Origin of the sequence: Fischerella sp. (assembly GCF_013388695.1) — a bacterium.
GTDB lineage: Bacteria > Cyanobacteriota > Cyanobacteriia > Cyanobacteriales > Nostocaceae > PCC9605.
On record NZ_JACAEU010000038.1, the window covers coordinates 1 to 14,948 of the forward strand.

A 14,948-nucleotide genomic window follows, 5' to 3' on the forward strand; every position below is an offset into this window, starting at 1 on the left:
GGTTAGTGGTTAGTGGTTAGTGGTTAGTAGTTAGTGGGCAAGGGGCAAGGGGCATGGGGCAAAGGGCAAAGATAATCGTTAAATCCCAATTCACTTCGGCCCGATTCCCAATGCCCAATTCCCAATTCCCAATTCACTTCGGCCCAATTCCCAATTTCCCATCCCCCTAGTCCCTAATCTTGCAGTTCTTGCACGAAATTGGTGTATACATCACCCTGCAAAAATTGCGGGTTTTCCATAATTTTTTGATGGAACCCGATGGTTGTGGGCAGTCCTGTAATTGCACACTCCTGTAGCGCCCTTTTCATGCGGTTAATGGCTGTAGGACGGTCTTGCCCCCAAACAATTAACTTACCGATCAGAGAGTCGTAATACGGAGGAATTTGATAATCGGTGTAGACGTGGGAATCAATCCGGACACCAGGGCCTCCTGGCGGAAGATAGCCGCTGATTTTTCCAGGAGAGGGACGAAAGTCATGGTCGGGATCTTCGGCGTTAATCCGGCATTCGATCGCATGACCCCGTAAAACAACTTGGTCTTGAGTCAGCTTAAGTCTTTCTCCTTGAGCAACACGGATTTGTTCGACAACCAAGTCTACCCCGGTAATCATTTCTGTAACGGGATGCTCAACTTGAATCCGGGTATTCATTTCCATAAAGTAAAAATGACCGGAGGGATCTAGGAGAAATTCGATCGTTCCTGCTCCCGTATAGTTAATAAACTCAGCTGCTTTGATCGCTGCTTGTCCCATTTTTTCGCGCAGTTCTGAGTCAAGAGCAGGACTGGGAGCTTCTTCAAGAAGTTTTTGATTGCGGCGTTGAATTGAGCAATCCCGTTCGCCCAAATGGATGACGTTACCGTAGTTATCCGCTAAAACTTGAAATTCTATATGGCGGGGACGCTCGATAAATTTTTCTAAATAAACCCCGGAATTACCAAATGCTGCTCCTGCTTCGCCTTGTGCGGCTTGAAAACATCTGACGAATTCGCTTTCTGAGCGTACCAAACGCATACCCCGTCCACCACCACCAGCAGTAGCTTTAATCATGACGGGATAACCAATTTTTCTGGCGATCGCTAATCCTTCTTTTTCCGACTCTATTAACCCATCACTACCCGGTACTGTAGGTACTCCTGCTTTTTGCATGGTTTCTTTAGCTGTAGACTTATCTCCCATTAACCGGATAGCTTCTGGAGAAGGGCCAATAAAGGCAATATGATGGTCAGCACAGATTTCTGCGAACCGAGCATTTTCTGCTAAAAAACCATAACCAGGATGGATGGCACTGGCATTGCGCGTTAAAGCAGCAGCAATAATATTGGGAATATTTAAATAACTTTTACTGCTAGCGGCTTCGCCAATGCAAACCGCTTCATCCGCAAGTTGGACGTGGAGTGCATTGCGGTCAACGGTGGAGTGAACCGCTACAGTCGCAATCCCCATTTCTTCACAAGCCCGGAGAATGCGAAGTGCGATTTCTCCCCGATTAGCAATTAAAATTTTGTCAAATTTCATCTTCTAGCTTCGATATCAGTTAAGTTTTAGATTGACATTCTCTCCCAGCAAATTTTAAACAACGCTTTCGCCTGATTTCAAAATTATGACAGGAGATGACATAGCCTAAGGCTTTGGCTTCACTGCCTTAAAGAGTTTTCGCGCTTACTACCAACATCATTGCCGCTAGTCTTTGCTTCCCACTCCAAGCCAGAGGAGCGCACTGTGATTTTACAATTTAGCGAGCTTCTGTTTGATGGTAGACAGGCGTGGCAAGCCGTATACGTCTGTTAGACTCGCTATGCCCATTCTTGTCAGTCTGATATATCTATTTGAAAAATTTTGTGCATATGAACTCTTTAATTAGTGAAAATTTAAGTATGACGACTCCACTATAGTGATTTTGTTGTGTTATATTTAATCTTCAGGACAACCTTGCGGATGTGGCGGAATTGGTATACGCGCACGTTTGAGGGGCGTGTGGCTTTGCCTTGCGAGTTCGAGTCTCGCCATCCGCATTTTTTATGTGGCTAGAAACTGGTCACTATATATAAGTATTTGAAATAAGTATCAGAGATTAGTTTTACACTAATCTCTAGCTGCTAGCCCCTGGGTTCCGATCTCTCCTATTCCTCTTGGGCAGCTATGTTTTTTATGCTTTCATAGAGATAGGTGAACTTTTGTAAAGAACATTGACTGCTACTTTTACACCGACAAACAACTTAGCATTGCCCACGGGGTGGCATCGCCTCACTCCGATATGGCAAGGTGGGGAGGAAGTTATTCAACAAAGTTTGCCCCACACTCAACTAGCACCAGCTTGGCAGTTGCTACTTTTAGGCGATGGCTCCCCAACAAGACATTTACAGTTGCTCACAGGTGAGCCAACGGAAGTGGATGTCATTGACATGTCATTGATTGGTATGGACTTGGATGGCGCACCCGATTTGATCAAAGCCGTACCAGGGCCAAGGCTGCGGCGACAGGTGTGGCTGCGTACCGCCTCTGGGCAGCGGTTGGCCTATGCCACTTCATGGTGGGAAGCCTCTCATGTAGATGAGTATTTACAAAATCGTTCATTGCCGATTTGGGCTAGTTTAGCTCGTCTCCGCACAGAGTTATATCGCGATGTCCAGGGAATTTACTACGGTTACTCAGATGCTTTAGAAGCTGGCTTTGAAGAGACTGGCCCTTTTTGGGGACGGCATTACTTATTTTGGCATCATGGACAGCCTTTAACTTTAATTTATGAAGTTTTTTCACCTTATTTAACAAAATATTTGGGTTCAATGCAGTTAGTGCAAGAAGTCAAAAACCAAGAAGCAGTAGATGCTTAGCAATGGATCTGTTTAGTAGGCGGAGGTTTGTAACATCTACTACATATACTTTTTGTTTATTTTTAAATTTAGAACTCAGTAGTCGCAGCCTTATGGTGAGAATAATATGCGATCGCCAAACCCAGCCCTAAGATCGTAAATAGCGTGGGATGCTTAAAATTTAGCTCAAATCCTCATAGGATTTACTCGATCAATCAACTCTAAAATCCTGTTTTCAGAATAATCCGATCAGAGTTTCTAAAATGAAGGATTTATCACCAAAATTCAAAACAAAACCGAAAAATGGAAAATCGCTACAAAATTATGACTAATAACTAAGGTGGCAATTTCAGAAAAAAATGATAGTTTATTACGGAAGTATAATCACTGTCTAGAGTAAATAAATAAAATAAATATAATTTACACTCCCCATGCTGGAGAAATATTTTGGTTTACTTTGCCAACACAGCAAGTAACCAATTCGCGATGATGAGGTATTTGTTTCAATGGCGCTGCCCGTCGTATCTGCTTTGATGAAGAATAAGAAAAATAAACCAGCTCTGGTACTAACACTTTCGTCAGCGGGTTTATTGATTGGTGGTGGTGTAGCAGCATACTGGCTGTTAACACAAGGACGACCTTTTGCTAGAGATTTGCCAGTAGGTGCAAATATAATTCCCCAAGATGCCCTGTTCACGGCTTCTCTAAGTACCGATCCTGCACAATGGCAGAAATTCCGGGAGTTTGGGACAAAACAAACCCAAGTCGAACTTGATAAGAATCTAGTGCAGTTGCGCGATCGCTTTCTCACCAACAATGGTTACGACTTTCAAAAACATATCAGTCCTTGGGTTGGCGAGCAAGTCACGATCGCCATTCTTGCCCCAGAGGCAACCAAACCTGCACCCAACCCTGTAGCTACTGATGGCAGTAGTGTTATGAATCAGCAGTCTTTGGTAGTAGTACTGCCGATCAAAAACCCCGAACAAGCTAAAAGCATCTTGGCACAACCTAAAGCCCTGAAACAGGGTAAATGGATTGACCGCACCTATAAAGGAATCGCTATTAAAGAAACCGACCCTACATCAACAGAAAGCTTGTCAACAGCAGTCCTAGATGGGCGCTTCCTGATCGTCACCGATAGTCCGAAAACCACAGAACGAGCTATTACTGCCTATAAGAATAAGACAACATTATCCAAAACAGCAGGTTTTACCGATAATTTTCCTAAAATTGCTACTTATCAACCTTTTGCCCAGTTTTATGTAAATGTGCCTTACTCTGCCAAAATTGCTGCTGCATCCGGTAATCGTCATTTGCCTGCTCAAGTGCTGGCACAGTTGCAGAATAATCAAGGTTTAGCTGGATCGATTACCCTGGAGTCACAAGGAATACGCATTAAAGGTATTTCTTGGTTAAATCCCAACGGTCAGCGCGTACTGGCAGTAGAAAATAAAGCTGGTAATATGCAAAAGCGCGTGCCAGCTGAAACTTTAATGATGCTGTCTGGCGGTAATTTACAGCAGTTGTGGAAAGATTACGTTTCCACCTCTCAAGGAAATCCACTCTCGCCCTTTCCACCAGAACAACTGCGGGCAGGTGTGAAATCTCTGACAAATCTCGATTTAGAGGATGATTTGCTGAGTTGGATGGGTAATGAATTTTCTGTCTCAGTTATTCCCTCTAGTCCCAAAAATGGTTTATCAGACGATTTTCGTGCTTCCTTAGTATTCATGGTACGAACAAGCGATCGCGATCGTGCAGAGGCATCTTTAAAACAGATCGATGAAGTCATGAAAACTCAATACCAATTCCAGATCCAGCAAAAGACAGTGGCAGGTAAACCAGTTGTCAATTGGATTGGGACATCGGGTATCTTAACCGCCACCCACGGCTGGTTAGATGAAGATGTTGCTTTTCTGGCGTTTGGTGCTCCTGTCAGCGATAAAATAATCCCTAAACCCAGTAACACATTAGCTAGTACTCCTCAATTTCGAGAAACAGTTCCTTCAGAACCCGATCCTACAAATGGTCACTTTTTCTTAGATGTAGAACGTACGGCGAAAAATTTTCCTCTTCCGACCTTATTACCAAATCAACAATTATTATTAGCAGCAACACGCTCAATTGGTGTAACAACTGCTGTTAGCGATAGTCGTAGTAATCGTTACAACATATTTCTAGCACTCAAAAAAACCAAAGGAGTAGCCCCTCTGCCTAGTCCCTCAATCAGAGGAGAGGAGTAGGAGAGTGGGGCATTGGGCATTGGGAATTGGGCATTGGTTTCCTTACCGATGCCCCTTGCCCACTAACTACTAACTACTAACCACTAACCGCCAACCACCAACAACTAATCACTAAACGCCCCGAAACAGATAGGATCAGAACTGTTAGAATTCACACTTTTAGGAATCCATAGGGGAGAATACTGTATGAATCTGGTGCAACTCCAGAACTGGCTAGACAATACCTCCTTTGCTGTTCTCTTCGCCACTATGCTGGTTTATTGGAGTGGGGCAGCTTTTCCCAATCTGTCTTACCTGCCAGCTTTGGGAACCGCAGGAATGGCGATCGCGAATTTATGCATCGCCACCATGTTAGGGGCCCGATGGCTAGAGGCTGGCTATTTCCCTCTCAGTAATTTATATGAGTCCTTGTTCTTCTTAGCTTGGGGGATCACCACCATCCATCTCATTGCCGAAAACAACAGCCGTAGCCGCTTGGTGGGAGTTTTTACCGCCCCCGTAGCGATGGTCATCACTGCTTTTGCCACTCTCACACTACCATCCCAAATGCAAGTGGCAGAACCTTTAGTACCTGCATTGAAGTCGAATTGGCTGATGATGCATGTCAGCGTGATGATGTTGAGTTATTCCGCTTTACTGGTAGGTTCACTGCTGGCGATCGCTTTCCTCGTCGTTACTCGCGGGCAAGATATCCAACTCCAAGGTAGTTCTGTAGGAACTGGTGGCTATCGCAGCAACGGTTATCGCTTGCAGAAAGCAGGTGAATTAGTTTCTCAATCACCTGCACTAGCAGCAGAAAATAATGGTGCTGCCCGTTATGAAACCACTAGCAACGGTAAAACCGCTGTTTTGGATACGGTACTAGCACCCGTAATCGAAAATCCAGAATCCAATATCCAAAATTCCGAACCCCTCTCACCCCAGCGCCTTAGCCTTGCCGAAACTCTAGACAACATCAGCTATCGCATCATCGGATTAGGATTTCCTCTCCTCACGATTGGTATTATTGCTGGTGCAGTTTGGGCTAACGAAGCCTGGGGTTCTTACTGGAGTTGGGACCCTAAAGAAACCTGGGCACTGGTTACTTGGTTAGTATTTGCGGCATATCTCCACGCCCGTATTACTCGCGGTTGGCAAGGGCGTCGTCCGGCCATTTTAGCTGCCAGTGGTTTTGTTGTTGTTTGGGTTTGCTATTTAGGAGTCAATCTTTTGGGTAAGGGTTTACACTCCTACGGTTGGTTCTTTTAGTAACCTCACCCTCTAACCCCCTCTCCGCAAGCAGAGAGGGGGAAAATATATAGATTGGAGATTAGCCACAATTTCTTGGGAACTATAAATTTAGTTACAGGAGATTGATTTATTCTACATGTCAATACAATAGAAAATTATCTGCGTTTATCTACGTCCGTCTGTCTGCCTTGCGAATCCAAAATGGTATGGACTCCCCTTCATGCAAAAATCCATCGCACTATCCGATCGCGTCAACTATTTGAACGCAACCAGCGCCTACTAGTTGCAGTGTCCGGCGGACAAGATTCGTTGTGTTTAATCAAATTACTGTTAGATTTACAACCAAAATGGGGATGGTATTTAGGCATTGCCCACTGCGATCATCGCTGGCGTTCAGACTCTCAAGCTAATGCTCAACATGTAGAAAATTTAGCGAAAAATTGGGGTATTCCATTTTATTTAGAAATAGCTCACGAGCCTTTAGATAGTGAAGCTGCCGCACGCGATTGGCGGTATAAAGTTTTAGGTGCGATCGCCCAGCAGCATAATTATAATTGCATAGTTACAGGTCACACAGCTAGCGATCGAGCAGAAACTCTGCTTTACAACTTAATTCGCGGTACTGGGGCAGATGGTTTGCAAGCTTTAACTTGGCGGCGTTCACTTGTTGATGGCATTGCGTTAGTGCGCCCACTTTTAGAAATCACTCGTACAGAAACAGGTCAATTTTGCCAAGACTTCCAACTATCAATTTGGGAAGATTCTACAAATCTTGATTTCAAGTATGCCCGGAACCGCATTCGCCAAGAGCTTTTACCATATCTGTGTGAAAATTTCAATCCTAAAGTAGAATCAGCTTTAGCCCAAACAGCAGAACTACTGCAAGCAGAAGTGGAATATTTAGAACAAGCTGCCCAACGGTTGCGGGAAGAGGCGATGAGGGGAGGAGTGGGAGATAAGGTAGGAATTGCCTACTCTTCATTTCCCTTTAAACTAAATCGTCGTGTATTGCAGAAAGCGTCAATTGCTTTACAACGTCGTGTTATGCGACAGATATTACAACAAATACTTCCTATAGCTCCGAGTTTCGAGCAAATAGAAAAACTCACAGCCTTAATTACAGCACCAAATCGATCGCAAACAGATCCATTTCCTGGTGGGGCGATCGCCCAAGTAGAAGGCGATTGGATCTGCATTAAATAATCAATGATAGAAAAAATAATTCATAATTCATAATTCATAATTCATAATTTTTATGTTGCTGCCAATTCTGGTTGAGAAATCAAACTAAGAAGAACTTGGCGCATCTGGGTAAGAGCTTGGAGTTGGTAATCGCCAGTTTGTTGAACTTGAGCTAAAGATTCATCTATGCCTTGCAGTTTCTGCCGCAAACTATCTAGGGAATCCTGAATTGGTTGTAATGCTTCTTGATACAAATTCACTTGACCCAAGCATTCAGCCGTTGCTGTTCGCAAGGATAGCAGGTTTTGCTCCATTGTTTGCAGTTCTTGGCGCTTCATTACCTGCTCTTGAGTTTGCGGCTCAATTGTTAAGAGCATTTGTTCAATGCTAGTCTGTACCTGCTTAATCTCTTGTTCTAGATTTTGCAGTGCTTCTGACTGTTGTTGTCGCTGCTTTTCAATTTGTTCTAGTATCGGGTTTAAATCTAATTTTTCATCTTCTGGGACATTAGCAAGAGTTTGTCCTTGCCGCCGCAGCAGTACTGTTTTATGTTGCCTCAGAAGTGCCTGACGTTCAAGCAAATGACGACGTTGTCCTACCAAAGTTTCGTTCAGCATTTGGTAGTGGTCTTTTTCATCAATCAGTTCGGCTTCTAATTTACTCCGCTCATCTGCCGAAGTTTGATTTATTTTTTGTTGTAATTCTTCTATAGTTTGTTGCTTATCTTCGAGTTCTTGTTCTTGTTCTTTAACAAAGCTTGAATCTATATTCAACTTCTCCTGCAAGTCCTGCACGATCTTTTGCAGTTCTTCTAGAGGCATTTTCTCTAAAGTTTCAATATCAACTTCTGGACTTGCAGCATCACCAGACTTTGCTGCTAAGGATTGGATCTGCTGATATAAATCGTCCTGGTATTGCAACTGCTCTTTTAGAATCCGAGCATACTCTTGCTTGCTGTTGAGAGTAGCTGTGTTCGCTTTCAAATCGGCTGTTTGTTGTTCCAAAGAATTTTGAGCTTGCTGCCATTCGTTTTGCAGCTCCAAGAAGACTTGCGATAAGCGCTCCACTTCCGCCTGTTGTTCATCAACCGCCGTTCTTTGCTGCTCTAGTTGTTGCCAATGAGGGTTGAGAACAGCTTGCTGTTTCTCCACCATTTCAAATGCCAGATACAGATTTTCCCGCACTGTTTCTGTGGGAGCAACACTACTAGAAAGGCGATCGAGCAACTCTTTGAGCACTCGACTTTGCTCTTCATCAACTACAGTTCCCTGCTGCAACTGTGCTTGACATTCTTCCAAACGATGCTGCTCACCGCGCAAATGCTCCCAAGCTCCTTCCAATTCCTGACGGTTGCGCTCAATTTCTTGTTGCAACTTTTCTATGTCAGCGCGGGACGTTTCAACTTCCTGTTTTTCTGCATCCAAACGTTGAAACTCATCCTCCATTTGTTGCAATTGTTCCAAGCGCGTTTCCATCTCCATTTCGCGGCGGTTGAGTTCCTGCGCTTGAAACGTCAGCGACTCTTTCCATTGGTCAATTTCTTCTTCCTTGACCTTAAACTTTTCTAACTGACGGGAAAAATTCTGCAAAATGTTCACTATGGGGCGTCCAGCCTCTTGAATTCGCTGCACTTGACGCTGAGGATTTAGTTCTACCAATACGAGCGCGCCATCATTTAATTTATTGGCTTCCTCAGCAGCTATTACTTCTTCCGATACGGTACTCCAACTCTGGTCTGTCCGCTGACAAGCCAGCAGTTTCAATTCCGTTTTGCCACCACCACCAAGTAAACTGCCTTTTTGTTTTTGTACTTCTGCTAAATACAGCACACCTTTAATCCTTTTGATGCACTTAATGGCCGTGTTTTTGGTTATACCTTAGATAATTACGTTAATCTGTCTTATTTAACCTAGATTCTAGGTAAACAAGACAGGTAGAAGTTATATATAGACGCGAGATATTACGTCTTGATATTTATACAACCAAATCGTTGCTTCTTTAATATTTTGTACTGCTGCCAGTTATGATGACTACCGTGTTATCACTCACTTAGTTTAAATACATTACGGAAAATTAATTTTTTTTGAATAATATGTAGATTTGCAGGGGGTAAGGGCTAGGAGCTAGGGCTGGGGACTTGTAGTATAAAATTATTCACTAATTCCTAATTCTAAAGAGCAAAATTAACTAAACAATGTATATAAAATTACAAGGAGCGCCTTTTTACTAAATGCAGGGAAATTTAAATGAAATTGATATTCGCAGTATCCTGCAATTGATAGAGTTGGGGCAGCGCACTGGGCAACTATTTGTAGAAGCTTGCAGTTCTGACAAAGGTTCCAAGCTAGGTGTAGATGACACAGCTAGTCATTACCCTGCCAATAGCAACAAACAACAGTCTTGGCTTATCTTTTTTGTCAATGGTCAAATTATTTATGCAGCCAATGACTATAATAGTTTATCCCGGCTGAGTGATTATTTGCGTCACTATCAAGTCAAGGTACAACTGGACGAACAACAACTAGCCTGCTTGGGAACGCTGAATACAGCTGAGTATGACTATTTGTGGATGCTATTAGAGCAGAATACGATCAAGCCAAAACAAGCTTGCAGTATCATCCACTGCTTGGTGCATGAGACTTTGTTTGACCTGTTAAATTTACACCAGGGTAGTTTTATTTTTGAGGTGGATTCAGCAATTACCCCACAATTGACTACCTTGGAAATCGCTCCCTTACTTAGCAAAATTGTTAAACAGGTGCAACAGTGGAAGCAACTGTACCCATATATTCAGTCCCCCGAGCAATTTCCTGTGCTTGCTGACATAGTGAAGTTGCGTTCTTCACTACCAAAGGCAACGGTGAATAAGCTACAGCATTGGGCAGATGGCAAAACCTCCCTGCGTAAATTAGCCCGCTATCTCAACCAAGATATCGTGACTGTCGCCAAGGCAATACACCCATACGTACAACAAGGTTGGGTACAGCTTGTATATTCAGAAACAGCAAATTCACTGAAGGACATACAAGATAAAACCCTGCCCTTAGAGCAAAGCAGAAAGCAACGCATCCTATGTATTGATGATGCAACCAGCATTTGTACGAGTATAGAAACTATTTTGAAAACAGAAGGCTATGAAGCGATCGCTCTCACTAATCCCTTAGAAGCCCTCAGTCTGGTTTTTCAACTCAAACCCGATTTAATTTTTTGCGATATTGCGATGCCGGAATTGAACGGGTATGAAATTTGTGCGATGCTCCGCCATTCTCAAGCTTTTCGATTCGTACCAATTATCATGCTCACTGCCCAAGAAGGATTTCTAGACCGAGTGCGAGCAAAAATCGCGGGAGCAACCGACTATTTAACAAAGCCATTTGGGAATACTGAATTAGTAATTCTGGTAGAGAGATATCTCAAATCCAGCAATAAGAGAGTAATAAAACATACACAGCACTTGTTGATCCGGTAAAAGATGGAGTAAAAAATATTATCACAGAATCAGGCAGCTTAAGAACAACCTCTATTATCTAGTACAAGTGAAAAATAGAATTATTTTATACACTAAATGCTTGCGGTTAAATCAGGGAATGTTCCTAATGGGAACGTCTACATCAGGAGGTCGATAGGGGCATTTATGAGTACAGTTCTGATCGTGGAAGACAGTATCGCCCAAAGGGAGATGATTACAGACCTCCTGAAAGCAAGTGGCTTAACAGTAACTCATGCTAGTGACGGATTAGAAGCGTTAGAAGCAATTCAAACCACACCTCCCGATTTAGTAGTATTAGATATTGTCATGCCCCGGATGAATGGTTACGAAGTTTGCCGTCGGTTAAAATCCGATCCAAAAACCCAAAACGTTCCCGTGGTAATGTGTTCTTCCAAAGGTGAAGAATTCGATCGCTACTGGGGGATGAAGCAAGGTGCAGACGCCTATATAGCTAAACCATTCCAACCTACCGAGTTGGTGGGAACAGTCAAACAACTGCTGCGAGGATAAGGATGAGCATAACATGGTCAACAAACCGGACTTTTTAGGAGGCAGTGGCCAAGATCACTTTCGTCCTGAATTACAGGTAGAAAGTCCTGAAGGTGAGTTATACTTACGGTTTTTCATTCCTTCGCATCAGGAGTTTGCACTACCAGCCATCGGTATTCGCGAGGTTATCGAACTAAGTCCCGATAAAATCACTCCAATTCCTAATGCTTCTCCTTTACTTTTGGGTACTCTAAATTTACGAGGTCGAGTAATTTGGGTGGCTGATTTGGGTCAATTTCTGGGGGAAGCAACGGCATTAAACACCGATCGCGCAGAAATTTCCGTGATTGCTATTGAAGAACAGGACACAATTGTAGGCTTAGCAGTAGAAGAAATTGGTGGTATGCACTGGCTTGATGTACAAAATCTGATGACACCAACAAATGTGCCGGATACTATGGCTCCTTTTTTGCGGGGAGAGTGGTTATTAGGTACTCAAGACAAACAGTGTCTGCGACTGCTAGACCAAACGGCAATTTTACGAAGTGCGCGCTGGGCAGGATAACATAGGGAGGCAGGAAATGGCAGCGAGTATAGATGATTACGCGCAGACATATCAACAGGCTCTGACAGCCTACGCGCAACAAGATTATGAAGGAGCAGCTACCCTCATTGATGAGGTGGTACAAAATTTACCAGATGACCCCAACACCCATTTGCTCCGAGGTCACGTCTACTACGTTCTACAGCAGTATGATGTGGCCAAAGTAGAATATCAAAAGGTATTAGAATTAACTGAAGATCCAGAAATTACTGGCTTTGCTAAAAATGGACTGGATAATATCAATCAATACCAACAGGAATTAGCAGACTATGACTCTCAACAGCAGACGGAAGAATCATCTGTTTCTTCTGTGGGAGTTGAGCAACAAGCGCAAGATTTAGAAGATTTGGGATCTGTAGAGGAATCAAATAGCGATCGCTTAGATTTCAACTCCTTTATTGGACAACAAGAAGCAGTGGAGGAGATAGAAGACATTTCTTTAAGTAGCAGTCCATTTGATATTCCCACAGATAGTAGTTTATTTAATACTGGATCAAATTCTTCAGACACTTTTGATGACAATCCTTTTGCATCCTCTCAAGAAGAGGTGGATATCAATTTAAAGGCAAACGTTTGGAATGGAGCAGAATTAGAACTGCCTGCTTTCTTACAAGATGATATTTCAACATTTAAAGAACAAAATTTAGAGGTAAATAGCGATTTACAAAAATCAGCAGATATTGAGAAAAATATTAGCAATTCAGCATTTGCAACAGTTAATTTAGCATCTAGCGATCGCTCGGATAGTCAGGAGATCCATGCTGCTAACAGCACAGCACCAAAACATAGTAATCCTGATAGCTTAAACAACTTGAAAACAAATAATTTTGAAGATGAAACTTTACTGATGGAAGAAACAGGAACTGATACTGATTTAGCAGGGCTTGATAGCCTGGGATACAACAGTAAAGAAAAGTTTTCATCTGTAGCTTCTTTCAATAGCACTTTCACTTTAGAAGAAAAGCAACTTCATGCCAGTAACCAGGCAAGCCAAAATCAAAGCTTTGATAATGATGACAGTTTTGATCTAGAAGCATTTGAGTCTGCGTTTGGCTCGGAAACATTTGCCGAAGAAGGCACAAATAATAGTAGACTGAATAGCAAGATTTCCCAGGGTAGCAACATCGAGTTTTTAGATGATTTTGATGAATTTGACGATCTGGGAGATATTCAGGCTGAGTTCGATTTCGTCACAGATTCTAACTTGGGTGACTCGCAACTACATTCCGGATCGCTCACAGGCAATGGCAGGAGTTACAATCAAGTCTTTGAAACTCCTCAGAATGGCGAAAAAAGCAATGAGGCTGCCAGCAGTGCCATAGAGAGCGATCGCGACGATGAATTATTTAGTATCACTGGTTCGCAAGAAGCAGTCCCAGTCTTTACCCAAGCAGATGTTACTAATATCGAACCCCAAGTCAGCATTGAACAAGGCATTTTCGCACCCCTAGAAAATGCTCCGCTGGCTAACAAACAATGGATAATTGCTGGCAGTGTCGGCGTTGTTTCAGCGGTGGTTGTTGCTTTAGTCAGCTTTGCTACTACAACCATTTCTCCACCCCAGCAACGAGAGTCAGTACGGAACACTGGCTGGGCAATGGCATTAGCAGCAGGAGTTGCCAGTTTTGCTACCGCAGGCTTGATGGGCAATTTTACCCTGAGACAAATTCGCCGCACTACCAAGGATTTGCAAACCCAATTTGATGCTGTCCGCAAAGGTAATCTTAATGTCCAAGCCACGGTATATTCTGAAGATGAGTTGGGAAAGCTAGCCGCTGGCTTTAATGAAATGGCTCGTGTAATTTTCACAACCACAAATGAAGCTACACGCAAAGCTCAAGAACAGGAGGAAGCGAAAGAAAACTTGCAACGGCAAGTGATTCGCCTGCTGGATGATGTAGAAGGAGCTGCTAGGGGAGATTTGACTGTCCAAGCCGAGGTGACAGCCGACGTACTGGGAGCGGTTGCCGATGCTTTTAACCTGACAATTCAGAACCTGCGGGATATCGTTCAACAGGTGAAAGTAGCGGCGCGGGAAGTGACAAAAGGATCTACCAATTCTGAGACATTTGCGAGGGCATTATCTAGCGATGCCTTGCGCCAAGCAGAAGAGTTGGCGGTAACGCTGAATTCCGTACAGGTAATGACTGACTCAATTCAACGGGTAGCAGAAGCAGCACGGGAAGCCGAAACTGTTGCCCGTGAAGCCAGCGCGATCGCTCTTAAAGGAGGGGAAGCAGTAGAAAATACCGTGGCGGGGATCTTAGAAATTCGGGAAACTGTCGCCGAAACTACTCGCAAAGTGAAGCGATTGGCAGAATCATCCCAGGAAATTTCTAAAATTGTGGCGTTGATTTCTCAGATTGCCTCCAGAACAAACTTACTCGCCCTCAACGCCAGTATTGAGGCAGCAAGGGCAGGAGAAGCCGGACGGGGTTTTGCGATTGTCGCCGATGAAGTCCGCCAGCTAGCAGATAAATCAGCGAAATCCCTCAAAGAAATTGAGCAAATTGTGATGCAAATTCAGAGCGAAACTGGCTCTGTAATGACTGCAATGGAGGAAGGCACGCAGCAGGTAATTCAAGGTACAAAACTTGCAGAAGAAGCCAAGCGATCGCTAGAAAATATTATTCAAGTAGCAAATCGTATCGATACTCTTGTGCGATCGATTACTTCTGATACAGTTGAACAAACGGAAACCTCTCGCGCTGTGGCTCAAGTGATGCAATCAGTGGAACTCACAGCCCAAGAAACCTCCCAAGAAGCACAACGAGTTTCTGGGGCACTACAAAACTTAGTAGGTGTTTCCCGCGACTTAATTGCTTCTGTGGAACGCTTCCGAGTCGAAACTGCTGAAACTAGGTAAAAGATGAGGGATGAATGATGAATGCTGAA

Annotated in this window: 10 protein-coding genes and 1 tRNA gene; 9 read left to right on the forward strand and 2 right to left on the reverse strand. The window is 43.5% G+C overall.

The window, feature by feature from the left end; translation table 11 throughout:
• Nucleotides 1-173: 173 nt before the first annotated feature.
• Nucleotides 174-1,517 (reverse strand): acetyl-CoA carboxylase biotin carboxylase subunit, encoded by a 1,344-nt coding sequence (gene accC / locus HXY43_RS06325; protein WP_290881294.1) that lies wholly within the window; start codon nt 1,515-1,517, stop codon nt 174-176.
• A 416-nt stretch (nt 1,518-1,933) separates the two neighbouring features.
• On the opposite strand from accC, the gene HXY43_RS06330 reads away from it, so the two are divergent.
• The 5 genes from HXY43_RS06330 (at nt 1,934) to tilS (ending at nt 7,491) form a co-directional block, all read left to right on the forward strand.
• A tRNA-Leu gene (locus HXY43_RS06330) sits at nt 1,934-2,014 on the forward strand.
• Nucleotides 2,015-2,188: 174 nt separating this feature from the next.
• Nucleotides 2,189-2,833: a chorismate lyase gene (locus HXY43_RS06335; RefSeq protein ID WP_290881296.1), complete on the forward strand. Its 645-nt coding sequence runs from the start codon at nt 2,189-2,191 to the stop codon at nt 2,831-2,833.
• Between the two features lie 485 nt (nt 2,834-3,318).
• Entirely contained in the window at nt 3,319-5,058 is a 1,740-nt protein-coding gene (locus tag HXY43_RS06340; protein ID WP_290881299.1) for a DUF3352 domain-containing protein, read from the forward strand.
• Between the two features lie 186 nt (nt 5,059-5,244).
• A complete protein-coding gene (gene ccsB, locus HXY43_RS06345) occupies nt 5,245-6,306 on the forward strand; it encodes a c-type cytochrome biogenesis protein CcsB (RefSeq protein WP_290881301.1) in 1,062 nt (353 codons plus the stop codon).
• A gap of 183 nt (nt 6,307-6,489) precedes the next feature.
• Nucleotides 6,490-7,491, forward strand: coding sequence for a tRNA lysidine(34) synthetase TilS (gene tilS, locus HXY43_RS06350; RefSeq protein WP_290881303.1), 1,002 nt, complete (start codon nt 6,490-6,492; stop codon nt 7,489-7,491).
• A 50-nt stretch (nt 7,492-7,541) separates the two neighbouring features.
• Here the strand turns inward: tilS and hmpF are convergent, their stop codons facing one another.
• The gene (gene hmpF / locus HXY43_RS06355; RefSeq protein ID WP_290881305.1) at nt 7,542-9,299 is read right to left on the reverse strand and encodes a pilus motility taxis protein HmpF; all 1,758 of its coding nucleotides are present in this window, start codon (nt 9,297-9,299) and stop codon (nt 7,542-7,544) included.
• Nucleotides 9,300-9,700: 401 nt separating this feature from the next.
• Here hmpF and HXY43_RS06360 point away from each other — a divergent pair, with 401 nt between their 5' ends.
• The 4 genes from HXY43_RS06360 (at nt 9,701) to HXY43_RS06375 (ending at nt 14,919) form a co-directional block, all read left to right on the forward strand.
• The gene (locus HXY43_RS06360; RefSeq protein ID WP_290881307.1) at nt 9,701-10,939 is read left to right on the forward strand and encodes a response regulator; all 1,239 of its coding nucleotides are present in this window, start codon (nt 9,701-9,703) and stop codon (nt 10,937-10,939) included.
• A 165-nt stretch (nt 10,940-11,104) separates the two neighbouring features.
• A complete protein-coding gene (locus HXY43_RS06365) occupies nt 11,105-11,470 on the forward strand; it encodes a response regulator (protein WP_290881310.1) in 366 nt (121 codons plus the stop codon).
• A gap of 13 nt (nt 11,471-11,483) precedes the next feature.
• Nucleotides 11,484-12,014, forward strand: a complete 531-nt coding sequence (locus HXY43_RS06370; RefSeq protein WP_290881313.1) for a chemotaxis protein CheW — start codon at nt 11,484-11,486, stop codon at nt 12,012-12,014.
• Nucleotides 12,015-12,030: 16 nt separating this feature from the next.
• The gene (locus HXY43_RS06375; protein ID WP_290881315.1) at nt 12,031-14,919 is read left to right on the forward strand and encodes a methyl-accepting chemotaxis protein; all 2,889 of its coding nucleotides are present in this window, start codon (nt 12,031-12,033) and stop codon (nt 14,917-14,919) included.
• Nucleotides 14,920-14,948 lie beyond the last annotated feature (29 nt).